Here is a 23,265-nt window from a genome sequence, read left to right as displayed (position 1 = left end):
GACGAGCGCACGCTGGACCAGGAGCACAGGGGGATGCCGATGCGACGCAGGGGCTGGATCGCCGTGGTCGGAGCTGCTGCTGCGCTCGCCGTCGCGGCCGCCGTCGTCGTCGGGGTGACCGCCGACCGGCCGGACGCCGACCCGACCCACGTCGCACGGGCCACCCCGACCGCGACGCCGACGCCGACCCCCACCCCGACGCTCGCGGCCGTCCCCCGAGCACCGTCGGCCGCCGCCCTCGCCGCCCTGCCGTTGGCGTTCCACGACGGCGTCGTCCCCGAACTGCTCGACGGCGGGGACGTCCGCCCCGCGGACACCTGGCAGATAGCCACCCCACGGCACGACCTCGTGGCCCTGTACGCGAGCCCGTCCAGCCGCGCCCGCCCGGTGGCCACGCTGTCGCACCTGGTGTCGACGATCGACCTGCCCGCCGCCACCGCCGTCTGGGGCCGGTCGCCCGGCGTCGACGGCGGCATGCTCCTCGTCTCGACCCCGGCCCGGAACCGCACCCCGGGCGACGGCGGTGACCCGGACGCGCCGAGCGCCACGTTCGCCTGGGCACGGGCCGCCGACTTCACGGTCGCCGACACCGACCGGATGATCCGCGTCGACGTCGCCCGGAGCACGGTCTCCGTCGTCACCCGGAGCGGCCAGGTCGCCGCGACCGAGGCGGCCCGGCTCGGCACCCCCGAGGACCCCACACCGTCCGACACCGCCACCTACGTCGAAGCGGCGTACGTGGACACCCGCGTGACCTACACGCAGGGCAACCCGATCATCCTGACCGGGGCGCACTCGTCGCGGATCCCGTCGTACGGCGGCAACGCGGCACTGACGGCGCTGCACTACTACCCCGACCCGACCGGCAGTTCGCACGGGTGCGTGCGGATCTCGGCGGAGATGACCCGCACCCTCGCCGCCCTGCCCGTCGGCACCCCGATCCGGTTCAGCTAGCGGCCGCCGCCGAGCCCGAGCCGCTCGACGACCTCGGCGCTCTCCTCCTCCGGAGTGCGGTCGGCCGCGATCGTCAGGTGCGCCTCGTCGTCCTGCGGCGGCTCGAGCGTCGCGAGCTGGGACTGCAGCAGCGACGTCGGCATGAAGTGGCCCGACCGCTGCGACATGCGCTGTTCGATCAACGCGCCGTCACCGGCCACGTGCACGAACACCACGCCGGGCGCCCGCAGCACGTCGCGGTACGACCGCTTCAGCGCCGAGCAGGTCACGACACCGTGCGTGCCGGCGTCGAGGTGCCCGCGGATCCAGCCGGCGACGACGTCGAGCCACGGCCAGCGGTCCTCGTCGGTGAGCGGTGTGCCGGCGTGCATCTTGTCGACGTTCGCCTGCGGGTGCATGGCGTCGCCCTCGGCGAAGTCCCACCCGAGCTGCTCGGCGACCATCGCGGCGACGGTCGACTTGCCGGAACCGGAGACCCCCATGACGACCAGGACACGCGCATCCAGAGCGGAGTCGCTGCTCATCGGATGAACACCCCGGCCAGCAGCACCCCGAGCAGACCGAGCACCGAGATGAGGCACTCGAGCACCGTCCACGTCTTGAAGGTCTGTCCCACGGTGGTGTTGAGGTAGCCCTTGACGAGCCAGAACCCGGCGTCGTTGACGTGCGACAGGAACACCGAGCCCGCACCGATCGCCAGCACGAGCAGCGAGGTCATCGGCGTGGACAGGTCGGCGGCGATCGGGGCCATGATGCCCGCCGCGGTCACGGTGGCGACCGTGGCCGACCCGGTCGCGACACGCACCAGTGCCGACACGACCCAGGCGACGAGGAGCACCGAGACGCCGGAGTCCTTCACGGCGTCGGCGATCACGCCGCCGATGCCCGTGTCGATGAGCACCTGCTTGAACCCACCGCCGGCACCGACGATGAGCAGCACCCCGGCGACCGGGGGCAGCGCGCTCTCGAGAGACTTCGCCACGGCGGACCGGTCCATGCCGCCGCCGATCGCGAAGAAGACCATCGCGTAGATCGCCGCGATGCCGATCGCGATCATCGGCGACCCGAGGAAGTCGAGCAGGCTCACCCACGAGCCAGCGGCGTCGGGCATCGTGGCCTCGCGGACGGCCTGGGCGAGCATGAGGACGACGGGCAGCAGGATGCCGATGAGCGCGACGGTGAACGACGGGCTGCGGGGCTCGCTGATGACGCGCGTGAAGTCGCTCTTGCCGTTGGGAAGGGACGCGGTGTCCTGCGTGGCGGGGCCGCGCCGGGCCTCCCGTCCGCCCGAGGCGGGGTCCTGCGGACCGGACGCCGCCCCGGAGTCCGACCCACGCGACCCGAACATGTCAGGCGCGGGGATGTCGACCCAGCGGGCCGCGAACTGGGCGAACACCGGTCCGGCCAGGATGATGACCGGGATCGCCAGCACGATGCCGAAGGCGAGCGTGGTGCCGAGGTTCGCGCCGACGGTCGAGATCGCGACGAGCGGGCCGGGGTGCGGTGGGACGAACGCGTGCATCGTCGACAGGCCGACCAGGGCGGGCACGGCGATCTTCATGATCGGCACGGAGCTGCGCTTCGCGACGAGCACGATGATCGGGATGAGGAGCACGAGGCCGACCTCGAAGAACATCGGCAGGCCGATCAGCGCACCGATCAGGGCCATCGTCCACGGCAGCGCGGCCTTCGACGACCTGCGCACCAGGGTGTCGACCACGCGGTCGGCGGCGCCGGAGTCGACGAGCATCTTGCCGAACATCGACCCGAGGCCGACCAGGATGCCGACGCTCGTCATCGTCGCACCGAAGCCGTTGCCGAAGCTCACGACGGCCTTGTCCGGCGCGAGCCCCGCCCCGATGCCGACGCCCAGGGCACCGATCACGAGCGCGATGAACGGGTGGACCTTGAGCCAGGTGATGAGCGCGATGATCACGACGATGCCGACCAGGGCCGCGATGATCAGCTGCGGGATCGGACCGGACGGGTCGACCGTCTCGGTGCCGCCGCCCTCGGCCGCGAGGACCGTGCCCACGGGGTGGGCGAGCAGGTGGACTGGAGCGTGAGGCATCGGTGCCCCTTCCTGGAGCCGCTGCCGCGCGGCTCCGTCGCCTTCGTGTCGAGGGGCGGCTGGCGCTGCACGCACCGACCCTCAATAATCTGATTAATCAGACTATACGACGATCCGCCGCGCGCCATCCGCCCTCGGACGCAGTCTGCCGTTTCGATGGGACCGACGTCACGCCGACCGCGCGACCCGTACTGCACGGAGGAACGATGCCCCCAGCCCGCGGACTCCACGCCCACGTGCTCGACACCCTCGGGCAGCGCATCGTCGACGGTGCGCTCGACCCTGGCACGGTGGTCCGCCCCGAGCTCGTGGCGGACGAGTTCGGCGTGTCCCGGTCGGTCGTGCGCGAGGCGCTCCGCGTCCTGCAGTCGCTCGGACTCGTCGAACCACGGCAGCGCGTCGGCACGCAGGTGCTCGGCATCGGGTCGTGGGAACTGCTCGCCCCGACGGTCATCCGCTGGCGTGGCGCCTCGCCCGCCTACTTCGTGCAGCAGCGGGAACTCCTCGAACTGCGGCTCGGCGTCGAACCCGTCGCAGCGTCGCTCACCGCCGGCGGCTCCGGGGCGTCCGCCGTCCTCGACGCCGCGCAGGACATGCTCGCCGCCTGCGCGCGCGAGGACAGCCGCGCGTACCTCGAGGCCGACGTCCGCTTCCACCGCGCCCTGCTCACCGGCTCCGGCAACGCCGTCTTCGCGCACTTCGCCGGCACCGTCGAGGCGCTGCTGCGCACCCGCACGTCGGAGTCGCGCGACACCATCACGCGCTGGACGCGCGAGGCCGCCCTCCGGCACGAGGCCGTCGGGCACGCCCTCGTCGCGGGTGACGGGGCCGCCGCGGCGGCCGCGACGACGGCGCTCGTCGGCGTCACGCGCGACGAGTTCATCGCCGAGGCCCCGCGGCCCTGACGGGGCGGGCGCGGTGCGGGGGCGGGCGAGGGCCGGCACGCCGGGCGCTGACCGCCGAGGTTCCACAACGCGCCGTGCGCTGGACGTCGAGGTTCCACAACACGCGCGATCGCGCGCCGAGATGCGCAGATCTCGGAACCTCGGCGCGGCCCGAGACGCGACCGAACGACGGACGGGAGGCCCGTGGCGACGCGCCCACGGGCCTCCCGTCCGACAGACGCCCGGGTTCCACAACACGCCGTGCGCTGGTCGTCGAGGTTCCAGAACGCGCGCGATCGCACGCCGAGATGCGCAGATCTCGGAACCTCGGCGCGGCCCACCGCGACCAGACGACGGACGACGGACCGACTACTTGCGCGCGAAGAGGCGGGGACCGCGCAACCGCAGGCGCATCGTCACCGTGCCGAGCCACCGGTCGTACTTGTAGCCGACCTTGCCCATCCGGCCGACCTCCTCGAAGCCGAGCCGCTCGTGCAGGCGGATCGAGGCCTCGGCCTGCCGGTCGGCGATCACGGCGACGACCTCGCGGACCCCGGCGGACCGGCACTCGTCGAGCAGGGCCTCCATGAGCGCACGGCCCAACCCCTTGCCCCCGGAGGCCGCTCCGAGGTAGATCGAGTCCTCGACCACCCGGTTCGACCGGTCGCGCGGGTTCCAGGCGTCCACGAGCGCGTAGCCGAGGATCTGCCCGGCGGGGTTCTCGGCCACCAGGAAGGGCAGCTTGCGCTTCCGGATGTCGTCGTAGCGCTGCTTCCACCGGGCGAAGGTGAACGCCGACGGGTCGAACGTCACCGACGAGTTGCGGACGTAGTGCGTGTGGATCTCACGGACGTCGGGCAGGTCGCTCGCCTCGGCGGCACGGATCCGGTACTCGAACGCGGTCTCGCTCGCCGGCCGGGCACGCAGGTGTCGCGGCAGGACCCGCCGTCGCTGGTATTCCTCCTCGAGCACGTGCCGAGCCTACTGAGCGGGCAGCGACCAGTCGACCGGTGCCGCGCCCTGTTCCTGCAGCAGCGCGTTGACCTGCGAGAACGGCCGGCTGCCGAAGAAGCCCCGCGACGCACTCAACGGGCTCGGGTGCGCCGACGCCACCACCGGGGTGTCGCCGAGCAGCGGCCGGACGGACGCGGCCTGCGCGCCCCACAGCACGGCGACGAGCGGGGTCCCCCGGGCGACGAGTGCGCGGACCGCTTGGTCGGTGACGGCTTCCCAGCCCTTGCCGCGGTGACTGCCGGCGTCGCCCGCACGGACCGTGAGCACGCGGTTGAGCAGCAGCACTCCCTGGTCCGACCACGCACGCAGGTCACCGTGCGCCGGTGGGGTCACACCGACGTCGGCGCTGAGCTCCTTGTAGATGTTCGCCAGGCTGCGCGGCACCGGACGAACTGCCGGGTCGACGGCGAACGACAGCCCGATCGGGTTGCCCGGCGTCGGGTAGGGGTCCTGCCCCACCACGAGCACCTTCACGGCGTCGAACGGCGTGGTGAAGGCCCGGAGCACGTCGGCGCCGGCCGGCAGGTAGGTACGGCCAGCCGCGGTCTCGTCACGCAGCCAGGCACCCATGCGGTGCACGTCGGCCTCCACCGGAGCGAGCGCCGACGCCCAGCCCGGGTCGACCAGGTCGGCGAGCGGTCGTGGTTCCACGACGGCTACGCGCCCATCGTGGCGACGGCCACCGACTCCTCGCCGGCCATGACCCGCCAGACGCTGCCGGTGCCCCGGACCTCGAGCGCGCCCTCGCCGACGACGAGGGCGGTGTCCTCGTCGATCGCCAGGCCGGCGGTGACGAACTCGGCCTCGGCGCTCGCGATCAGGCGGGCGAGGGTGCCGGCCTGCACCGCGTGGACGTCGATGGTCAGGTCGACCAGGCCGAGCCCTTCGCGGAGTTCGACCTCGTCGAGGCCTTCAGAGGCTGCCTCGGGGCAGATCTCGACGCCGCCGATGCGCCAGCCACCCACGAGCGCGCGGTCGGCGGCGATCATCGCACCGGCCGAGTAGCCCAGGTAGGGCAGGCCGTCGGCGACGAGCAACCGGAGCTGGTCGACGAGTGGGGCGATCGCGCCCAGGTAGTCGGGGGTGACGCCGCCGCCGACGACGAGCGCGTCGACGTCGCTCATGACGGTCGTGTCGAACACCTGGCCGGCCGCGACCTCGGTGACGACGACCTCGGCCGTGCGGGCGCCACCGAGCACCTCGGCGATGTCGGCGGTCGACGACGGACTGCCGCCGTCCGGGCCGGCGACGGAGAGCAGGGCGATGCGCGGGACCGTCCGGCCGACGGCGGCCGAGCGTGCGGTGGCCTCGGCGAGGAAGGGCGCTGCGGCGTCCGAGGCGGCGAAGAGTCCGCCGCCGACGAGGTGGATGCTCACGACTCGGCCGTCACCGGTGCGAGGGCGCTCCACGGGAACGTGATCCAGCCGTCGACCCGGCGCCACACGTGGTCGGGCTCGAGGACGGTGCCGGGCTTCGAGTACAGGCAGGCGCTGCGGACGTCGGCACCGGCGTTCCGGATGATGTCGACCACCAGGCGCAGGGTCCGACCGGAGTCCGACACGTCGTCGACGACGAGCACGCGCTTGCCGGCGAGGCTCGGGGCGTCGAGCGCGGGTGCGAGCACGACGGGCTCGTCCAGGCGCTGCTCGACGTCGGTGTAGAACTCGACGTTGATCGAGCCGCACTCCTTGGTGCCGAGCGCGTAGGCCACGGCACCGGCGATGATCAGCCCGCCGCGGGCGACGGCGACGACGACCTCGGGCTCGAAGCCGGAGGACAGCACGTCCTTCGCGAGCAGGCGTGCGGCGTCACCGAACTCCAGCCATCCGAGCACCTCGGGCCCGCTCGTCACGGTCACGGTCGACTGAGCCGGGGCCGTGGGCTCGGGTTCGCTGCTGATCGGCATCCGACCACGGTACCGGCAGGGACCCCGCGCCCGCGACCCGTGGCCACCGCCCGGGCGCTGCGCAGGCGGTCAGCGCGGCGTGAGCGTCCCGCGCGCGAGCTTGTGCTGCGCCGACTGCGCGACCGGTCGGATCGTGACGAGGTCGAGGTTCACGTGCGGCGGCAGTTCCACCGCGTGCACGATCGCCTCGGCGACGTCGTCGGCCACGAGCGGGTCCGGCACGTCGTCGTAGACCGCAGCGGCCTTCTGCTCGTCGCCGCGGAACCGGGTGAGCGCGAACTCGTCGGTCTTCACCAGGCCGGGGGCGATCTCGACGACGCGGATCGGTTCGCCGTTCAGCTCGAGCCGGAGCGCGCCGACCAGGGCGTGCTCGGCGAACTTCGCGGCGTTGTAGCCGCCGCCGTTCTCGTACGCCACGAAGCCGGCCGTGCTCGTCACCGTGACGATGTCCGCTCCCCCGGTGTCGCGTGCACGGTCCCGCAGGTGCGGCAGCAGCGCGGCGACGACGCGCTTCGTGCCGATCACGTTCACCTCGAACATGGCCCGCCAGTCGTCGACGTCGGACTCCTCGACGCTGGCCGAGCCGAACGCGCCACCGGCGTTGTTCACGAGGACGTCGGCGCCGCCGAGCTCGGCGACGCGGGCGGCGAGCGCCTCGACGTCGGCGGCGCTCGTGATGTCCGCCACCAGGACCTCGGCCCCGGTCTCCACGGCGAGCGCCTCGAGCTTCGACGCCCGGCGGGCGACGGCGAGCACGTCCCAGCCCCGCGAGCGGAACAGCCGGACGGTGGCCGCCCCGATGCCCGAGCTCGCTCCGGTGACGACTGCGCGCCGTGCTGCCATGTGATCTGCCTCCTGCGTCGGTGTCGGGGCAACGGATCGCCCCGGTGTCGGGACGACTGCTCGCCCCGGTGTCGGGACGACTGCTCGCCCCGATCCCCACCGTACCGACCCTCCCAGGTCACGATCCGGTAACGTGACCGACGATGACGACGGATGCCGCCCCTCCCGCACCCTCGGCCCCGGCGACGCAGCTCGAACCCGGCCGGGCACCGCGCCGTATCCCGATGTGGGACACCGCGCGGTTCGTCGCGGTGACCCTCGTGGTGATCGGCCACGCGATCCAGCGCCAGACGACGGCGAGCGAGCACGCCCTGGCGCTCTACACGTTCATCTACGCGTTCCACATGCCCGCGTTCGGTGTGATCAGCGGCTACTTCTCGTCGGCCGACACCCCGACGGCGAAGCGCATGCGCCGGACGATCACCGACATCGTCGTGCCGTACATCATCATGCAGACGATCTGGACGGTGGTGCAGGGCATCGTCGAGGGCGGCAAGGACTTCAACCCGACGCAGCCGACCTGGACCCTGTGGTTCCTGTTGGCCCTCGGCATCTTCAAGCTGATCCTGCCGTACCTGGCGCAGCTGCGGTGGCCGTTGTTCTGGGCTGTCGTGTTCAGCATCGGCGTCGGCTACTTCGACAACGTCGACTCCACGCTGTCGTTGTCCCGTGCGATCAGCCTGCTGCCGTTCTTCCTGCTCGGGTGGCAGGTCAAGCAGTGGGGGCTCTTCGACCGCTGGTACGAGGCCTCGCGTCGCACCGTGGTCCGGGTGCGCGTCGCCGCCGGCGTCGTGTTCGCCGCGTGGGCCGTGTCGTGCGCGGTGTGGATCCCGCAGTTCAAGGAGTTCGACCTGCACCATTGGTTCTTCTACGACGACTCGTACTCGGGTCTCGGCGAGGACGCGTGGTGGGCCGGTGCCGTCCGCTTCGGCCTGATGCTGCTCGCGACACTGCTGACCGCGTCGTTCCTGGTGCTCATCCCCCGCCGGAACATCTGGCTCACGCAGTTCGGTGCGGCGACGATGTACGTGTACCTGCTGCACACGTTCGTGCTCTACCCGATCCGCGAGTCCGGCGTGCTCGCCGGTCCGCACTCCGCGTGGCCGTTCGTGCTCCTGATGGTCGCGATCGCCTGCGCGGTCAGCCTCTTCCTGGCGCAGCCCTTCGTGCGGCGCGGGATGCGCTGGCTGCTCGAACCGAACGTCGGTTGGCTGTTCCGTCGCGACGCGTGACATCCCCGCGCAAGCAGTCGTCTTCGCTGCGCTCAGTCGGCAGCGCGCGACGTCGCGGCAGGCCGCGACCGATCCCCGTGGTCGCCGCCGTCAGCCCCGGGCATCATCCTGGCCTGGAGGCCCGTGGCGCGTCGGGCGCGCGCGTTACGTCCGAAGGCGGGTGCGGTGGTGCGGGCCCGGCCACCTGCGTACCGTGACACCCGACGCAAAGCAGCGCCGAGCCTCCAGGCCGAGCGCGAGGCGACCCGACGACCAGCCGCACCGGACAGGAGCACCAAGATGACCGAGCACGACGCCGCGCAGTGGCGGTTCGAGACCACGCAGGTCCACGCCGGCGCACAGCCGGACCCGACCACGGGCGCCCGCGCCACCCCGATCTACAAGACGACCTCGTACGTCTTCGCGAACTCGGACGAGGCCCGCGACCTGTTCGCCCTCGCCAAGCCGGGCAACATCTACTCCCGCATCATGAACCCGACGAACGACGTCGTGGAGCAGCGCATCGCGGCACTCGAGGGCGGCAGCGGCGCACTCCTCGTGGCGTCCGGCCAGGCGGCGGAGACCTACGCCGTGCTGAACATCGCGGGTGCTGGCGACCACATCGTGTCGTCGTCGTCGATCTACGGCGGCACGTACAACCTGTTCAAGTACACGCTGGCGAAGCTCGGCATCGAGACCACGTTCGTCGAGGACCAGGACGACCTCGAGGAGTGGCGCCGCGCCGTCCGCCCGAACACGAAGCTCTTCTTCGCCGAGACCATCGGCAACCCGCGGATCAACGTCCTCGACATCACCGGCGTCAGCGACGTCGCGCACGAGTCCGGCGTCCCGCTGATCGTCGACAACACGATCGCGACGCCGTACCTGATCCGTCCGTTCGAGCACGGGGCCGACATCGTCGTGCACTCGGCGACGAAGTTCCTCGGCGGCCACGGCACCGTCATCGGCGGCATCATCGTCGACGGCGGGAAGTTCGCCTGGTCCCAGCACCCGGACAAGTTCCCGGAGTTCAACACGCCCGACCCGTCGTACCACGGCGCGGTCTTCGCCGAGGCCGTCGGCAACGAGCTCGCCTACATCGTGAAGGCCCGCGTGCAGCTGCTCCGCGACCTCGGCGCGTCGAACTCGGCGGACACCGCGTTCGCACTCCTGCAGGGCATCGAGACCCTGTCGCTCCGCATCGAGCGCCACGTGTCGAACGCGCAGGAGATCGCCGAGTGGCTCGACCAGCACCCGGACGTCGCGACCGTCGCCTACGCCGGCCTGCCGACGTCGCCCTGGTACGCCGCGGCGAACCGGTACGCGCCGAACGGCGTCGGCGCCGTGCTGTCGTTCGAACTCAAGGGCGGGGTGCCCGCGGGCAAGGCGTTCGTCGACAACCTGCAGCTGTTCTCGCACCTGGCGAACATCGGCGACGTGCGCTCGCTCGTGATCCACCCGGCGTCGACCACGCACTCGCAGCTCACGCCCGAGCAGCAGCTCACCACCGGGGTCACGCCGGGCCTGGTGCGCCTGTCCGTCGGCATCGAGAACATCGAGGACCTGAAGGCCGACCTCGAGGCCGGGCTCGCCGCGGCCCGTGCGGTCTCGCAGGAGGGGCAGCGCGCCTAGCGTTCGCCCGGCCCGAGGCACCGCGCGCTCGATGCGTGTGCATGGTGCGACGTCCCACGAGTCGATCGACTCGTGGGACGTCGCTCGTTGCGCACGCATCCGGTGCGTGTGCATGGTGCGACGATCCACGAGTCGAACAACGCGCTCGATGTCGGAACATGCGCACGCACGCAAACGGCGAGCGCGGCCTGACAACCCGGCCACGGGGCGGGCGTGACGTAACACGGCGGCGGCGACCCGCGCCTCCCGGCAGACTGGACGCACCATGGACTGGCAGACGACCCCCGAGGACTCCGTGCCGTCCACCCTGGTGCCCGGCGCCGAACTCGGCACCATCGGCAAGCCGCCGGTCACCGGCGCCTGGCGCCCCGGGGACCACCCGGGTGCGCGCCACTTCGCGTCCCTCGGCGAGCAGTGGGTGCGTGGCGGACGGCTCCCGGCCGTGCGGGTGGCGTACGAGTCGTGGGGCACGCTCAACGCGGCGCGCGACAACGCCGTCCTGCTGTTCCACGCGCTGACCGGGGACTCGCACGTCGCGGGCGCACCCGGTCCGGGGCACCGCACCGCCGGCTGGTGGGGCGACGTCGTCGGACCCGGCCTGGCGATCGACACCGACCGCTGGTTCGTGATCGCGCCCAACATGCTCGGCGGCTGCCAGGGCACGACCGGGCCGTCGTCGGTGGCACCCACCGGGGTCGAGTGGGGCTCGCGGTTCCCGTTCGTCACCGTGCGCGACCAGGTCGAGGTGCAGCGCCAGCTCGCCGACCGACTCGGCATCGACGTGTTCGCTGCCGTCGTCGGCGGGTCGATGGGCGGGATGCACGCCCTCGAGTTCGCGGTGTCGCACCCCGCACGCGTCCAGCGGCTGGCGGTGCTGGCCTCGACGGCGCAGACCACGGCGGACCAGATCGCGGCGAACTCCCTGCAGCGCTCGGCGATCCAGATGGACCCGGCGTTCGCGGGCGGCGACTACTACGAGGCCGACGCCGGCGAGGGCCCGCACCGCGGGCTGGCGCTCGCGCGGCGGATGGCGTTGATGACCTACCGGGCGTCCGACGAGCTGAACGGCCGGTTCGCCCGGTCGTGGCAGAGCGACGTGTCCCCGCTCGGCGACGACGGGCGGTTCTCGGTCGAGAGCTACCTCGACTTCCACGGCAACAAGTTCACCCGGCGCTTCGACGCGTCGTCGTACATCACCCTCACGCACGCGATGGACTCCCACGACGTCGGGGCCGGGCGGGGCGGTGTCGCTGCCGCGCTCGAACTCGTGACGGCCCGCACGCTCGTCGTGGGGATCTCGAGCGACCGGCTGTTCCCGATCGAGGACCAGCACCGGATCGCCGCGGGGGTGCCGGACACGCTCGACGGTGACACGGCCGCGGTGATCAAGAGTGAGTTCGGGCACGACGGGTTCCTCATCGAGCACGAGCAGGTCGGCGCGCACCTGCGGCGGTTGCTCGACGGCTGAGCGCGACACGGCACGCGGCGAGGCGGCGGCACGCACAGGGGCCGCGGCACGCACCGGGGCGGCGGCGGCACGCGCGGCACGGCGCGCCGAACACCCCCCAACGGGTGTCGCCCGTGGTTGGATGGCTGCGAGCCCGGACTGAACGAGGCTCGGTTTCCCCGCACGACCCGTCACACCAGCTCGTCACCAACCAGGACATCGATGGAATTCATCGCACAGGAACGCGACCGCTTGCTGCGGGCGACGACCCGTGTCGTGGGCATCGTCTGCGCGCTCATCAGCGTCGTCGGCGTGGTCTCCGCCGCCGCGGTCTCCGCCCTGCCGCTCGTGGGCGCCCTGCTGTGCATCGCCGCGATGGTCGCCGCGTTCGTGTTCTTCGGGCGCAGCGGCACCGTGTGGTGGACCGCCGCGATCCTCGTCACGGGCCTCGCCTCGCTCGCGCTGCTGTTCTCCGGCGTGGACGAGTCGGTCCGCCCGCTCGTCGCCAGCGCCGTCATGCCGCTCGCGGGCGGCTCGCTGTCCGCCCCGCTGATGGCGCAGCGCGGCCAGCCGTTCGGCCTCGGACTCACGATCGGCACCGGCGCGATCGTCGTCGTCGTGATGGTGTGGGCCACCGGCGGGCTCCTGTCGACGCCCGTCAGCGGCGCCCTGCTCGGCTGGGTGCTCATCGCGGTCGTGGCCGTGTGGATCTCGCGCAGCATCCCCCGCGTCGCCCGACGGATCTACAGCATCGGCACCGCGCACCGCGCCGAACGCCAGGCCAGCGAGACCGAGGCGCAGCGGCGGCAGGGTGCTCGGCTGCTGCACGACACGGTCCTCGCGACGCTCACGCTCCTCGCCCACTCCGGCGTCGGGGTCTCCGAGCAGGCCATGCGCGAGCAGGCCGCCGAGGACGCCAGACTCCTGCGCCACCTGCGACTCGGCGCGACCCCGCAGCCGTCGCAGTCGGGCGACTACTCGCTCACCCGCGAAGAGGAGTCGCCGCTCGGCCAGACCCTCGAGTCGGTGAAGCAGCGCTTCGGGCGGATGGGCCTCGAGGTCAGCTGGCACGGCACCGGCCAGGTGCTGCTGCCGTCGCACGTGCTCGACGCCTTCCTGCTGGCGCTCGGCGAGTGCCTCGAGAACGTCCGCCGGCACGCCGGTGTCGGTGAGGCGCACGTCACGATCGTCCACGACAACGACATGGTGCGGGCCATGGTCACCGACTCCGGCGTCGGGTTCGACCTGACCACCGTCAGCGCCGAACGCCTCGGCTTCAAGGAGAGCGTCGTGAGCCGACTGCGCGAGGTCGGCGGGGACGCCAAGCTGTTCTCCGCGCCGGGCTCCGGCACCACCGTCGTCCTGGAGGCACCGCGATGACCCGGGTCCCCGAGGACACCATCAGCCGTGGCCTGCCCGGCGAGTCGACCGGCCAGCAGCCGCCGCGCACCCGCCGCGAGGCGCGCGAGCGCTACCGCACCAGCGAGCGCCGGCAGGCCCGCGGGCTCCCCTCGACCTCGACCGGCGCACGGTCGCTCCGCCAGGCGGCCAAGCCCGGCGCCTCGCTCGGAGCCGGGTACCTCGGCCTCGGCGCAGCGGTGCTCACCGCCATCGAGGCCGTCTCCGGCATCGTGTACTTCCTGGTCCGCTGGTCCGACTTCTCCGACCCGTGGTTGCCCGCAGCCGCCTGGATGCTCTACATCGTCGCCGCGGTCGGTGTCGGCCTGAGCGTGCTGACCTACGGCGAGCGGTTGACCGGGCTGGCCTTCGTGCTGATCTGCGTCGTGCTGGCGTGCGTCGTGACCCTCGACTTCATCGGCATCTGGCCCGAACACGACATCGCCCACACGGCATCGGCGTCGATCGCCGCGGGCTTCGCGCTCCTGCCGATCGCCACGCTCCGGCCCGCCCGCGAGGTCGCCGCCGCCATCGCGGTGCTCGGCCTGGCGTTCGTCGGCATGAGCGTCGCCTCGACCCCGATCACCAACGACACGCTGCCGGGCATCGTGTCCCTGCTGGCCCTGGTCGTCGTGCCGCCGTCGATCGCCCTGTACGTGGTGCAGCGGTTCCGGCAGCTCGTGCAGCGGGAACTCGACCGAGTGCTCGTGCAGAGCAACGTGCAGGCGCCGCAGTTCGCCGTCGGCATGCTCGCCTCGGACGAGCTCGCCCGACTCGACCTGGCCGCCGAGAAGCTGCTCGACGCCGTCGCGAACGGCACCGATCCCCTGCCGCTGTCGGACGCCTCGAGTTCCGTCGCGGCCTCACTCGCGACCGAGCTCCGCCTGCACCTCATCGAGGGACGGCGCGAGACCTGGCTGTACCACGCGATCACGGAGTCCGACCACCTCGGGCGTTCGGTGAGCGTCGCCGACCCGGGCGCCCTGGCCGGACACCTCTCGCCCGCCCAGCGCGACGGACTGCTGCAGGCCCTGTGGCAGATGGTCGGCGACGGCCGCACTGCCACCCCTGGCCTGCCGGTCGTCTCGGTCACGCTCGGCCCGGTCGGGTCCGACGGCCACCCCGTCACCGACGAGCGGATGGACGTGCCGGTCGTGATCGAGTCCCGCGGCGTCCAGCGCCGACGCCTCGGCCCCACCGCCTGGAGTGCCCTGCAGCGCATCGGTCCGTACACCGAGACCGTCCGCGACGGCGCGCTCCACATCGTCGCCCACTGCGTCGTGGACCGACATCCGTCGATGTAGCTGCCGGACACCCGGACAGCCTGCCCGTGCCACGTGCCCCTCCCTCCTAGGATCGGGCACGAACTGCCCCCGAGAAAGGACGCCCGCATGGCGACTCCAGAGGAACCCATCCGACTCGCACTGGTCGACGACCACAGGATGCTCCTCGGCGCGCTCACGGAGTGGATCCGGAGCGCCGCCGACGACATCACGCTGGTGGCCGCGGTCACGACCTGGCCCGAGCTCCTGACGAGCCCGGCGTTCCCGGTGGACGTGGTGCTGCTCGACCTGGACCTCAAGGACTCCATCCCGGTGTCGCTGAAGATCTCGACGCTCAAGACCGCCGGTGTGAAGACCGTCGTGATGAGCACCTACTCGGAGCCGAACGTCGTGCGCGAGGCCCTGGCGGCCGGCGCACTCGGCTACCTGGTGAAGAGCGAGGACGCCGACATGATCGTCGAGGCGATCCGCTCCGCCCAGCGCGGCGAGCAGTACGTCTCCGCCGAGCTCGACCTGGCCATCAACAGCGGCGACGTCGGTGGCGTCCCGAAGCTCAGCGCCCAGGAGCGTCGCGTGATGGCCCTGTACGGCGGTGGCGAGCCCGTGAAGAGCGTCGCGTACCAGCTCGGCATCTCCGAGGAGACGGCGAAGAGCTACCTCAAGCGCATCCGCGAGAAGTACCGCGTCGCAGGCTTCGACGTGGGCACGAAGGTGGCGCTCCGGAAGCGGGCGATCACCGACGGCATCATCGTGCAGGACGGCGGCCCGCTGGGCCTGTAGCGCGGCGCAGATGGGCGCTTGCCCGCTTCGTGAGCACAAATGGTCGGGTCCCATCACGGGACCCGACCATTTCTGCTCACCATGGGCGGTCTGCCGCACCCACATCGGACGGGAGGCCCGTGGCGGCGTCGCCACGGGCCTCCCGTCCGGTGCGTGGGCACGCCCACTGCGCGCGGTCAGTGGATCGGGACCGGCCTGCGGTCTGTCCCGCCACAGCGACACGGTGCCGCCGATGCCGGCGGTCCGTTCCACGAAAGCGACGCTCTGCCGCGAACAGTTCGCGGCAGACTGTCGCTTTCGCGAACCGCGCTGGCGGCGCCCGCGCGCGGTCAGTGGATCGGGACGGGCGCCGTGATCGGGCCGGTGCTCGGCGACGGGGAGCGCAGCGCGGCACGGCGCGTGGTGCGACGCTCGACCGAGTAGCTGAACATCGTGACGAGGACGCCGAGCAGCGCGAGGACGATGCCGAGCCAACCCGGTGCGACGAACCCGAAGCCGGCAGCGATGACCGCACCGCCGAGTGCAGCGCCGAGCGAGTTGCCGATGTTGAACGCCGAGTGGTTGAGCGCCGCGGCGATCGTCCGGGCGTCGCCGGCGACGTCCATCAGGCGGGACTGCACCGCCGGCGGGATCGCCGACGAGGTCGCACCGAGCAGGAACGCGCCGAGCAGCATGCCCCAGAGCCACTGCGCGGTCAGCACCGTGAGCAGCAGCGCGCCGATGAGCGAGAACATGCCGAAGTAGATCGTGCGCTTCACGCTGTGGTCGGCGAGGTGTCCGCCGAGCACACCGCCGACGACCATGCCGATGCCCACGACCACCAGGACGATCGGCACGAACGACTCCGGCATGCCGGTGACGTTCTGCACGAGCGGCGAGATGTACGAGTACACGGCGAAGAACCCACCGAACCCGACGGCGCCGAGGCCCATCACGATCCAGACCTGCGGCACGCGGAAGGCGCGGAGCTCCCGGCCGATCGTCGCGTGCTCGTCACGGGCGCTCTTCGGCACGAAGGCCGCGACGGCGAGGAACGTGAGCGCGAACAGTGCGGCGACGACGCCGTAGGCGATCCGCCAGCCGGCGAGCTGGCCGACCCAGGTGATCGCGGGGACGCCGACGACGTTCGCGACCGACAGACCGAGCAGCACCATCGCGATGCCCTTGCCGCGCTTGCCCGGGCCCATCATGTCGCCCGCGACGATCGAGGCGATGCCGAAGTAGGCGCCGTGCGGCAGACCCGCCACGAACCGGGCGACGAGCACCAGTCCGAACGACGGCAGCAGCGCACTCGCGATCGTCGCGAGGACGAACCCGACGAGCAGCACGAGGATCAGGCCCTTGCGCGGGAACTTCGCCGACATCGCCGCGATGGTGGGAGCACCGACGACGACCCCGAGGGCGTAGGCACTGACGAGCCAGCCCGCGTGCGCGATGCCGGCGTCCGGGTCGAGGCCGTACTGCTGCGGCAGCAGCGCCTGCGCGATGTTCGGCAGCAGGCCCATCGCGACGAACTCGGTCGACCCGATGGCGAAGCCGCCGAGGGCGAGCGAGATGAGCGCGGCGGTGCGACGCGCAGGCGTGAGCTGTGACATGGGGCCTGTTCTCGGACGACGTCCTGCACGGGCGGCGTCGGATCGGGGTGTCGGCTGGACGGTGTCGCCTGGGCGACGGTGGTGACGGAGGCGTCCCGCGATCGTCGCGGTCCACGTGCCGATCGGCAGCGCGGCCACGCCCGAACGGGGTGCCGGTCCGGGTTCAGCAGCGAACGGGACGGTCCGGGTGGCGACGACCATCCGGTCCGAGCAGTGTAGACCGCTCCAAAGGCCGAACGGAAGTCGCCGTGCACGGCCGGCACGGGTCGCACCGGGCTGGCCCGGCCGTACCCGAGGAGAACCGGGTCAGGCCGCCTGACGCTCCGTGTGGGCGGGACGCGTCGACGCAGGTGCGAGATCGGGCAGCTCGTCGCGGTGCGTCCAGCCGGCGCCGCACTCGGCGCACGTGGCCCAGGCGTTCTCGCCCTGTTCGTCCGTGTCGATGACGACCGTTCGCAGGTCGCAGTCGGGGCACCAGCCGTCGTGGGTCATCACGCGCTCCTCGTCGTCTCGGGGCCACCGGATGTGGCTCGACACGGGCAATGAGACACCCGACCACCGACATCCGCGGGAGGGCAACGGCGTGTCGCGCGGGCCCTCGTTGTTCAATGAGCACGTGACCCTCGCCGCCACCGTGCTCGCCTCGTGCCGCGCCGGCGCGCCCGTGAACTGCGAGGACGCCACCGACCCGATGGGCATGGTCATCGTGCTCATCGCGGCGCTCGCCGGCATCGCGCTGCTGACGGTGTTCGTGGTGCTCGGGCCGGACCCCCGCCGTCGGACCCGGGCACGGCGGCGCGACAAGCGCTGAGCGCTACTCGCCGAGCGCCGCTTCGAGCCGCTCGAGCTTGCCGTCGATCTCGCCGGTGTGCCCCGGTCGGATGTCGGCCTTGAGCACGAGCGACACCCGCGTGCCGTAGGCGCCGACGGCCTCGGTGGCGCGCTTGACGACGTCCATGACCTCGTCCCACTCCCCCTCGAGCTCGGTGAACATCGACGACGTGCGGTTCGGCAGGCCGCTCTCACGGACCACCCGCACGGCTGCGGCGACGGCGTCGTGCACGGAGCCGTCCGCCTGTTCGGAGGGACCACCGGACGGAGCAACGGAGAAGGCGACGATCATGCGTCCATCCTGCCCGCGCCCCGGCCCATCCGCACCAGCTCGACCACGGTCCACGCCAGGATCGCCACCTCGAGCACGTTCCGCAGCGTCAGCACCACGAGCATCCACGGCTGCAGCGTGAGCACCTGGTCGTAGTAGGCCGGGTAGATCAGCTGCGTCAGCACGGCGGTGGGGAGCGCGGCGATCGCGATCGGCACGAACCGGTGCACACTCGGCGTCCCGGCGGCCAGTCCCCACACGATCGGCACGGCGAGCCACCCGATGTACTGCGGCGACCCGACCTTGTTGGTGGCGATGAGCGTGGCGACGAACAGCAGCGCGAGCACGGGAGCGAGCTCGGCCCGACGGGCGCCACGGCGTGCGGCCCACAGCGCGAGCACGACACCGGCGACGACCACGAGGGCCATCAGCGGCGTCGAGACCGCGGCAGCGGCGTGCGTGCCGGCCCCGGAGACCTCGAACGTCAGGATCTGCTGGTTGTAGAACACGGCCGCACCAGGAGCCCCGAACGCTGCCGCCCACATGAACGGCGTCGCGAGCGGTGACTCGATCTGCAGCGCCCGACCGGTCTGCTCCCCGATGAACGACAGCAGGTACGGCGCTCCGCCCCAGAGCACGTCGACGAGCACGATGAGCGCACTGAGCACGAGGGCGCCCGCCAGCACACCGCGGCGGTGCCCCTTCCGCAGGAGCAGCAGCACGCCGACGAGGGCGGCCGGCCAGACCTTCGTCCACGCACCGGCGGTGAATAGCGCCGAGGCGACCGCCGGCCGCGAGGCGACGAAGGCCACCCCGACCAGCGCGAACACCGTCGCCACCGTGTCGATGCGACCGAGCGCGATCGGCCCGAGTGCGAGCAGGAACGCGAGCCACCACCACACGACCCGCACGCCACGCGACGACGAGCCGTCCGCACGCGAGCCGAACGCACCGCGCGCCCGGAACCGCCACAGGAACGCACACGCGACGGCGTCGAGCAGCACCATCAGCAGCAGCCACCCAGAGCCGATCGACGCGATCCCACCGAGTGCTGCGGCGGCCATCGGCACGATCGCCAGGATCGGGTAGACCCACTCGCCGTCGATCCCGACCCAGAAGTCCGCGCTCCGCCCGGTCTCGATCCACCGGCTGTAGGTGATGGTGACGTCGCCGAGGGGCAGGTTCGCCGAGATCACGGTCAGCCACCACAGCGCCGCGTGCACGGCGGCGAACGCCAGGACGAACCCGACGCGTTCGATCCACGGGTTCCCGGTCCTGCGCACCGGACGAGCGTACCGGCAGCGAGCGCACCCGAACCGGCAGCGAGCACACCCGAACCGGCTGGGAATCCCAGGCTCCCCCAACCATGACGTGTCACCGTCTTGGTCGTGACCACCGAAACCCCGCGCGGGCGCCGCAAGGCCGTCATCTGGATCTCCGTCATCGCCGCCGTCGTCGTGCTCGGCGTCATCGGGGCGATCGTCGCGACGAACGTCTACACGAGCAACGAGAACGCGAAGGCGTCGGCGGCACCGTCCGTGGCCGCCAGCCGCGAGGCCTCCACCCTCGACGACTCCGACCTGTCCGGCGCGTGGACGGTCGGCGGCGACTCCGAGGCCGGCTACCGCCTGCACGAGGTCCTCAACGGCTCCGACGTCACCGTCACCGGCCGCACCGACAGCGTCTCCGGCAGCGCCACCGTCGACGGCACGAGCATCACGAAGGCGACGATCACGGTGCAGGTCACCGACATCGCCACCGATTCGGACCAGCGTGACTCCTACTTCCGCGACTCCGCGATGGACACCTCCGCCTTCCCCGAGGCCACGTTCGAACTCTCCGAGCCGATCGCCGACGCGGTCCCGAGCGGCTCGGACACGACGAAGGTCACCGCTGCCGGCAAGCTCACGCTGCACGGCGTCACGAAGGACGTCACCGCCGACCTGCAGGTCGGCCTGAACGGCGACGGTGTCGACATCTCCGGCTCGATCCCGGTCACCTTCTCGGACTACGGCGTGCAGGCGCCGAGCCTCGGCTTCGTGAAGGTCGACGACTCCGGCACGGTCGAGTTCCTGGTGCACGCGACCCCCGCGAGCTGACGTCCGCGACGCGCGTCACGCCCGTGACGTGCGCGACAGGCGGACGGGAGGCCCGTGGCGGCCCCGCCACGGGCCTCCCGTCCGTCCCCGCTTGCGTCTGCAACAGGCGACACGATCGATGTCGCACGACGTCGACCTTGTCGTCACCTCGCGCCCGCAACCATGCGCGTGGGCAAAGCACGACGAACTCGATGTCGTACGACACCCATGCTGTCGTCACCACGCGTGTGCAACCACCGGCGCACGCACGGAACGACTTCTTCGTCGTCGTGCGACAACGAGGAAGTCGTCACGCGGCGTCCACAACAAGCGACATCACTGATGTCGTACGACGTCGACGCTGTCGTGCTGCGTCGCCGCGCACCGACCGCTACCCGCGCGCGTCGCCGTCCACGACCAGGTCCCGCACGACCCCGGGCAGCTCGCCGATGAGCCCGGTCATCGGGAACGGCCCGCCGCCGGACGCCCGCCGCGCCGCGAGCCCGTGCACCACCGCGGCCGACGCGGCCAGGTGCGCGAGGTCCGACGGGGTCAGGGACGAACCAGCAGCCTCGACGGAGCCCTGCCGCGACGCCACGAGCGCGCCGAGCACCCCGCCGAGCACGTCCCCGGCACCGGCCGCAGCGAGCCACGGCGTCGCCGACGACGCCACCAACCGGACCGACCCGTCGGGCGTGACCACGTGCGTGCGCTCCCCCTTGAGCAGCACGACGCTGCCGGTCTGCTCGGCGGCACGGAGCGCTGCGGCGGCGGGATCCTGCTCGATCGACTCGCGGGAGACGCCGAGCAACGACGCGAGCTCCCCCGCGTGCGGGGTCAGGACGGCGAGCGGGCCGAGGTCGACGAGCGGGATCGCGCCCGCGTCGACCACGACCGGGACGCCGTCGTCCGAAGCGTGCGTGAAGGCCGAGGCGGTCGTGTCGTCCAGGTCACCGAGCGACGACGCCGAGATGCCCGAGCCGACGAGCCAGGCCTGCACCCGACCGACGCCGGCGACGGACTCGGGGCGACGCGCCAGGACGTGGTCCGACGCCCGCGACGGCCCGACGTACCGGACCATGCCGACACCGGTGTGGACCGCGGCGTCGACCCCGAGCACCGCGGCACCCGGGTACTGGTCGGAGCCGGTCGCGATGCCGAGCACCCCACGGCGGTACTTGGTGGACTCCCCCGTCGGCGCGGTGACCCACGCGGCGGCATCGGACGGCTGGACGGGCACGAAGTCGTTCACCGGCCCCACGTTACGGTGGAGCGCATGAGCCTGTTCCTGCCTGGTCGCGTGGTGGTCTTCGACTACGGCGAGATGATCAGCCGGACGCCGCACGCGTCGCGCGATGCCCTCGTCGAGCTGACCGGCGTGCCCGCCGACGAACTGTTCCCCGTCTACCAGGAGCTCCGCCACGACCTCGACCGCGGCGACCTGTCCGTGGTGGCGTACTGGCGGGCGATCGGCGAGCGCGTCGGGCGGACCTGGAGCATCACGGACATCCACCGGTTCTGGGCCGTCGACTTCACCGGGTGGTTCGAGGTCGAACCGGAGACCCTGGCGATCGTCGAGGAGCTGCACGACGCCGGCACCCGGGTGGCGCTGCTGTCGAACGCCGGCTTCGACTTCGGTGACCCGTACCGGCGCTCCCCGATGGGCTCGCTGTTCGAGACGGTGGTGGTGAGCGCCGAGGAGCACGTCCTGAAGCCCGACGCATCCATCTACCGCGACACGTGCGCACGTCTGGGAATCGAGCCGCAGCAGATGGTGTTCGTGGACAACAGGGCCGAGAACGCCACCGGCGCGGAAGCGATCGGGGCGGTCGGCCACCACTACACGTCGTCGGCGTCACTGCGGTCGTTCCTGACGGAACTCGCGGCCGAGCCGGCGCCCGTCCCCTGAGGAGTCCCGCGTGACGCACGCCCTGTTCGAGCCGATCACCATCCGCGACCTGACGGTCCGCAACCGCATCTGGGTCTCCCCGATGTGCCAGTACTCGGCCGAGGAGCAGGACGGCGTGCCGACCGCGTGGCACCTCGTCCACCTGGGCGGCTTCGCCAAGGGCGGTGCCGGTGCGGTGGTCGTCGAGGCGACCGGCGTGGTGCCGGAAGGCCGGATCAGCCCGCAGGACCTCGGGCTCTGGAACGACCAGCAGCGCGACGCCTTCAAGCCGATCGTCGACTTCCTGCACGCGCAGGGCGCTGCCGCCGGTGTCCAGCTCGCGCACGCCGGCCGCAAGGCGTCGACGTTCCGCCCGTGGGAGTCCACACACGGTTCGGTCCCCGCCGACCAGGGCGGCTGGTCCACCGTCGCCCCGTCCGCCGTGGCCTTCGACGGCTACGCGCTCCCGCGCGAGCTGGAGGCCGAGGACATCCGGGTCGTCGCACTGGCGTTCGCGCAGTCCGCTCGCCGCGCCGTCGAGGCCGGGTTCGACCTGGTCGAGATCCACGCCGCCCACGGGTACCTGCTGCACCAGTTCCTCTCGCCGCTGAGCAACCACCGCACGGACCAGTACGGCGGGTCGCTCGAGAACCGCGCCCGGGCACTGCTCGAGGTCCTCCACGCCGTCCGTGCCGAGGTCGGCGAGGGCTTCCCGATCGTCGTGCGGTTCTCGGCGACCGACTGGGTGGACGGCGGGCTCACGCTCGACGAGACCACGCAGGTCGCCCGGTGGGCTGCGGAGCACGGCGCGGACCTGGCTGACGTCTCGACCGGCGGCAACGTCGCGAGCGCACCGATCCCGGTCGGCCCCGGCTACCAGGTGCCGCACGCTGCGGCGATCAAGCGCGATGCCGGCATCGGCACCATCGCGGTCGGCATGATCTCCGAGGGCTTCCAGGCCGAGCAGATCGTCGCGACCGGACAGGCCGACGTGGTGATGGTGGGCCGCGAGTTCCTGCGCGACCCGGGGTTCCCGCTGCGCGTGGCCGTCGAGCTCGGCGTGACCGTCGACTACGAGCCGCAGCAGTACCACCGCGCACGGGTCACGGCGTAGACGCGCGGCCTTCCTGAGCGGATTCTCGGTCGGCCCCTCGGGCAGGCAGTACGATTGGCAGCACT

24 protein-coding genes are annotated in these 23,265 nt (G+C 72.0%); 12 read left to right on the top strand and 12 right to left on the bottom strand.

Going from position 1 to position 23,265, the window contains the following annotated elements; all coding sequences use genetic code 11:
* Positions 1-39 precede the first annotated feature (39 nt).
* Positions 40-954: a L,D-transpeptidase gene (locus EDF23_RS00715; RefSeq protein WP_131919975.1), complete on the top strand. Its 915-nt coding sequence runs from the start codon at positions 40-42 to the stop codon at positions 952-954.
* On the opposite strand, the gene EDF23_RS00710 is transcribed toward EDF23_RS00715, so the two are convergent.
* A complete protein-coding gene (locus tag EDF23_RS00710) occupies positions 951-1,478 on the bottom strand; it encodes a gluconokinase (RefSeq protein WP_123937732.1) in 528 nt (175 codons plus the stop codon). The genes EDF23_RS00715 and EDF23_RS00710 overlap by 4 nt on opposite strands.
* Positions 1,475-3,025, bottom strand: a complete 1,551-nt coding sequence (locus EDF23_RS00705) for an SLC13 family permease (RefSeq protein WP_207895419.1) — start codon at positions 3,023-3,025, stop codon at positions 1,475-1,477. Before EDF23_RS00705 ends, EDF23_RS00710 begins: the two co-directional genes overlap by 4 nt.
* Before the next feature lie 206 nt (positions 3,026-3,231).
* Between EDF23_RS00705 and EDF23_RS00700 the strand changes: the two genes are divergently transcribed.
* Entirely contained in the window at positions 3,232-3,930 is a 699-nt protein-coding gene (locus EDF23_RS00700) for an FCD domain-containing protein (RefSeq protein WP_131846445.1), read from the top strand.
* A gap of 348 nt (positions 3,931-4,278) precedes the next feature.
* Here EDF23_RS00700 and EDF23_RS00695 read toward each other — a convergent pair whose 3' ends face one another.
* The 5 genes from EDF23_RS00695 to EDF23_RS00675 form a co-directional block, all read right to left on the bottom strand.
* On the bottom strand, positions 4,279-4,881 hold the full coding sequence (locus EDF23_RS00695) for a GNAT family N-acetyltransferase (RefSeq protein WP_123294233.1): 603 nt from the start codon (positions 4,879-4,881) through the stop codon (positions 4,279-4,281).
* A gap of 9 nt (positions 4,882-4,890) precedes the next feature.
* Positions 4,891-5,574 (bottom strand): uracil-DNA glycosylase, encoded by a 684-nt coding sequence (locus EDF23_RS00690; RefSeq protein WP_123339794.1) that lies wholly within the window; start codon positions 5,572-5,574, stop codon positions 4,891-4,893.
* Positions 5,575-5,579: 5 nt separating this feature from the next.
* Positions 5,580-6,299 carry a Type 1 glutamine amidotransferase-like domain-containing protein gene (locus tag EDF23_RS00685; protein WP_131879746.1) on the bottom strand — a complete coding sequence of 240 codons (720 nt, stop codon included), beginning with the start codon at positions 6,297-6,299 and terminating at the stop codon, positions 5,580-5,582.
* Entirely contained in the window at positions 6,296-6,829 is a 534-nt protein-coding gene (locus EDF23_RS00680) for a phosphoribosyltransferase (protein ID WP_173168683.1), read from the bottom strand. Before EDF23_RS00680 ends, EDF23_RS00685 begins: the two co-directional genes overlap by 4 nt.
* Before the next feature lie 69 nt (positions 6,830-6,898).
* Complete coding sequence (locus EDF23_RS00675) at positions 6,899-7,672, bottom strand: SDR family oxidoreductase (protein ID WP_131919973.1); 774 nt, start codon at positions 7,670-7,672, stop codon at positions 6,899-6,901.
* 143 nt (positions 7,673-7,815) lie between these two features.
* Between EDF23_RS00675 and EDF23_RS00670 the strand changes: the two genes are divergently transcribed.
* The 6 genes from EDF23_RS00670 (at position 7,816) to EDF23_RS00645 (ending at position 15,423) form a co-directional block, all read left to right on the top strand.
* Positions 7,816-8,904: an acyltransferase family protein gene (locus tag EDF23_RS00670; RefSeq protein WP_131919972.1), complete on the top strand. Its 1,089-nt coding sequence runs from the start codon at positions 7,816-7,818 to the stop codon at positions 8,902-8,904.
* Between the two features lie 279 nt (positions 8,905-9,183).
* The gene (locus tag EDF23_RS00665) at positions 9,184-10,515 is read left to right on the top strand and encodes a bifunctional o-acetylhomoserine/o-acetylserine sulfhydrylase (protein WP_131846442.1); all 1,332 of its coding nucleotides are present in this window, start codon (positions 9,184-9,186) and stop codon (positions 10,513-10,515) included.
* A 265-nt stretch (positions 10,516-10,780) separates the two neighbouring features.
* Entirely contained in the window at positions 10,781-11,983 is a 1,203-nt protein-coding gene (locus EDF23_RS00660) for a homoserine O-acetyltransferase (RefSeq protein ID WP_131919970.1), read from the top strand.
* Positions 11,984-12,184: 201 nt separating this feature from the next.
* Positions 12,185-13,342: an ATP-binding protein gene (locus tag EDF23_RS00655; protein ID WP_123294227.1), complete on the top strand. Its 1,158-nt coding sequence runs from the start codon at positions 12,185-12,187 to the stop codon at positions 13,340-13,342.
* Positions 13,339-14,664, top strand: a complete 1,326-nt coding sequence (locus EDF23_RS00650) for a hypothetical protein (protein WP_123339799.1) — start codon at positions 13,339-13,341, stop codon at positions 14,662-14,664. The genes EDF23_RS00655 and EDF23_RS00650 overlap by 4 nt, the downstream gene beginning before the upstream one ends.
* An 87-nt stretch (positions 14,665-14,751) precedes the next feature.
* A complete protein-coding gene (locus EDF23_RS00645; RefSeq protein ID WP_111086410.1) occupies positions 14,752-15,423 on the top strand; it encodes a response regulator transcription factor in 672 nt (223 codons plus the stop codon).
* Between the two features lie 329 nt (positions 15,424-15,752).
* Here the strand turns inward: EDF23_RS00645 and EDF23_RS00640 are convergent, their stop codons facing one another.
* Both EDF23_RS00640 and EDF23_RS00635 read right to left on the bottom strand, forming a co-directional pair.
* Positions 15,753-17,018 (bottom strand): MFS transporter, encoded by a 1,266-nt coding sequence (locus EDF23_RS00640; protein WP_123339800.1) that lies wholly within the window; start codon positions 17,016-17,018, stop codon positions 15,753-15,755.
* A gap of 306 nt (positions 17,019-17,324) precedes the next feature.
* Positions 17,325-17,510 (bottom strand): hypothetical protein, encoded by a 186-nt coding sequence (locus EDF23_RS00635; RefSeq protein WP_131919968.1) that lies wholly within the window; start codon positions 17,508-17,510, stop codon positions 17,325-17,327.
* Between the two features lie 124 nt (positions 17,511-17,634).
* On the opposite strand from EDF23_RS00635, the gene EDF23_RS00630 reads away from it, so the two are divergent.
* Positions 17,635-17,829: a hypothetical protein gene (locus tag EDF23_RS00630; RefSeq protein WP_131879758.1), complete on the top strand. Its 195-nt coding sequence runs from the start codon at positions 17,635-17,637 to the stop codon at positions 17,827-17,829.
* A 3-nt stretch (positions 17,830-17,832) separates the two neighbouring features.
* Here the strand turns inward: EDF23_RS00630 and EDF23_RS00625 are convergent, their stop codons facing one another.
* Both EDF23_RS00625 and EDF23_RS00620 read right to left on the bottom strand, forming a co-directional pair.
* Complete coding sequence (locus tag EDF23_RS00625) at positions 17,833-18,141, bottom strand: thiamine-binding protein (protein WP_123312342.1); 309 nt, start codon at positions 18,139-18,141, stop codon at positions 17,833-17,835.
* Positions 18,138-19,403, bottom strand: coding sequence for a glycosyltransferase 87 family protein (locus EDF23_RS00620; protein ID WP_131919966.1), 1,266 nt, complete (start codon positions 19,401-19,403; stop codon positions 18,138-18,140). The genes EDF23_RS00625 and EDF23_RS00620 overlap by 4 nt, the downstream gene beginning before the upstream one ends.
* 105 nt (positions 19,404-19,508) lie before the next feature.
* On the opposite strand from EDF23_RS00620, the gene EDF23_RS00615 reads away from it, so the two are divergent.
* Positions 19,509-20,219 (top strand): YceI family protein, encoded by a 711-nt coding sequence (locus tag EDF23_RS00615; RefSeq protein WP_243648765.1) that lies wholly within the window; start codon positions 19,509-19,511, stop codon positions 20,217-20,219.
* A gap of 370 nt (positions 20,220-20,589) precedes the next feature.
* Here the strand turns inward: EDF23_RS00615 and EDF23_RS00610 are convergent, their stop codons facing one another.
* Positions 20,590-21,450 (bottom strand): ADP/ATP-dependent (S)-NAD(P)H-hydrate dehydratase, encoded by an 861-nt coding sequence (locus EDF23_RS00610; RefSeq protein WP_131919964.1) that lies wholly within the window; start codon positions 21,448-21,450, stop codon positions 20,590-20,592.
* Positions 21,451-21,474: 24 nt separating this feature from the next.
* Here EDF23_RS00610 and EDF23_RS00605 point away from each other — a divergent pair, with 24 nt between their 5' ends.
* Both EDF23_RS00605 and EDF23_RS00600 read left to right on the top strand, forming a co-directional pair.
* The gene (locus tag EDF23_RS00605) at positions 21,475-22,107 is read left to right on the top strand and encodes an HAD family phosphatase (protein WP_131919962.1); all 633 of its coding nucleotides are present in this window, start codon (positions 21,475-21,477) and stop codon (positions 22,105-22,107) included.
* Between the two features lie 10 nt (positions 22,108-22,117).
* Positions 22,118-23,200, top strand: a complete 1,083-nt coding sequence (locus EDF23_RS00600) for an NADH:flavin oxidoreductase/NADH oxidase (RefSeq protein WP_131919960.1) — start codon at positions 22,118-22,120, stop codon at positions 23,198-23,200.
* The last annotated feature ends 65 nt before the right edge of the window (positions 23,201-23,265 follow it).

It is taken from the genome of Curtobacterium sp. PhB128, from assembly GCF_004340725.1.
Lineage (GTDB): Bacteria > Actinomycetota > Actinomycetes > Actinomycetales > Microbacteriaceae > Curtobacterium.
The sequence above is the reverse complement of the archived record's forward strand: the minus strand, read 5'-3'. Positions and strand labels throughout refer to the sequence as shown.

Excerpts from the sequence above, each read along its gene's own strand:
- EDF23_RS00715 (WP_131919975.1), top strand. The coding sequence starts at position 40 with ATGCGACGCAGGGGCTGGATCGCCGTGGTCGGAGCTGCTGCTGCGCTC.
- EDF23_RS00710 (WP_123937732.1), bottom strand. The coding sequence starts at position 1,478 with ATGAGCAGCGACTCCGCTCTGGATGCGCGTGTCCTGGTCGTCATGGGG.
- EDF23_RS00705 (WP_207895419.1), bottom strand. The coding sequence starts at position 3,025 with ATGCCTCACGCTCCAGTCCACCTGCTCGCCCACCCCGTGGGCACGGTC.
- EDF23_RS00700 (WP_131846445.1), top strand. The coding sequence starts at position 3,232 with ATGCCCCCAGCCCGCGGACTCCACGCCCACGTGCTCGACACCCTCGGG.
- EDF23_RS00680 (WP_173168683.1), bottom strand. The coding sequence starts at position 6,829 with ATGCCGATCAGCAGCGAACCCGAGCCCACGGCCCCGGCTCAGTCGACC.
- EDF23_RS00675 (WP_131919973.1), bottom strand. The coding sequence starts at position 7,672 with ATGGCAGCACGGCGCGCAGTCGTCACCGGAGCGAGCTCGGGCATCGGG.
- EDF23_RS00670 (WP_131919972.1), top strand. The coding sequence starts at position 7,816 with ATGACGACGGATGCCGCCCCTCCCGCACCCTCGGCCCCGGCGACGCAG.
- EDF23_RS00665 (WP_131846442.1), top strand. The coding sequence starts at position 9,184 with ATGACCGAGCACGACGCCGCGCAGTGGCGGTTCGAGACCACGCAGGTC.
- EDF23_RS00660 (WP_131919970.1), top strand. The coding sequence starts at position 10,781 with ATGGACTGGCAGACGACCCCCGAGGACTCCGTGCCGTCCACCCTGGTG.
- EDF23_RS00655 (WP_123294227.1), top strand. The coding sequence starts at position 12,185 with ATGGAATTCATCGCACAGGAACGCGACCGCTTGCTGCGGGCGACGACC.
- EDF23_RS00650 (WP_123339799.1), top strand. The coding sequence starts at position 13,339 with ATGACCCGGGTCCCCGAGGACACCATCAGCCGTGGCCTGCCCGGCGAG.
- EDF23_RS00645 (WP_111086410.1), top strand. The coding sequence starts at position 14,752 with ATGGCGACTCCAGAGGAACCCATCCGACTCGCACTGGTCGACGACCAC.
- EDF23_RS00640 (WP_123339800.1), bottom strand. The coding sequence starts at position 17,018 with ATGTCACAGCTCACGCCTGCGCGTCGCACCGCCGCGCTCATCTCGCTC.
- EDF23_RS00635 (WP_131919968.1), bottom strand. The coding sequence starts at position 17,510 with ATGACCCACGACGGCTGGTGCCCCGACTGCGACCTGCGAACGGTCGTC.
- EDF23_RS00625 (WP_123312342.1), bottom strand. The coding sequence starts at position 18,141 with ATGATCGTCGCCTTCTCCGTTGCTCCGTCCGGTGGTCCCTCCGAACAG.
- EDF23_RS00605 (WP_131919962.1), top strand. The coding sequence starts at position 21,475 with ATGAGCCTGTTCCTGCCTGGTCGCGTGGTGGTCTTCGACTACGGCGAG.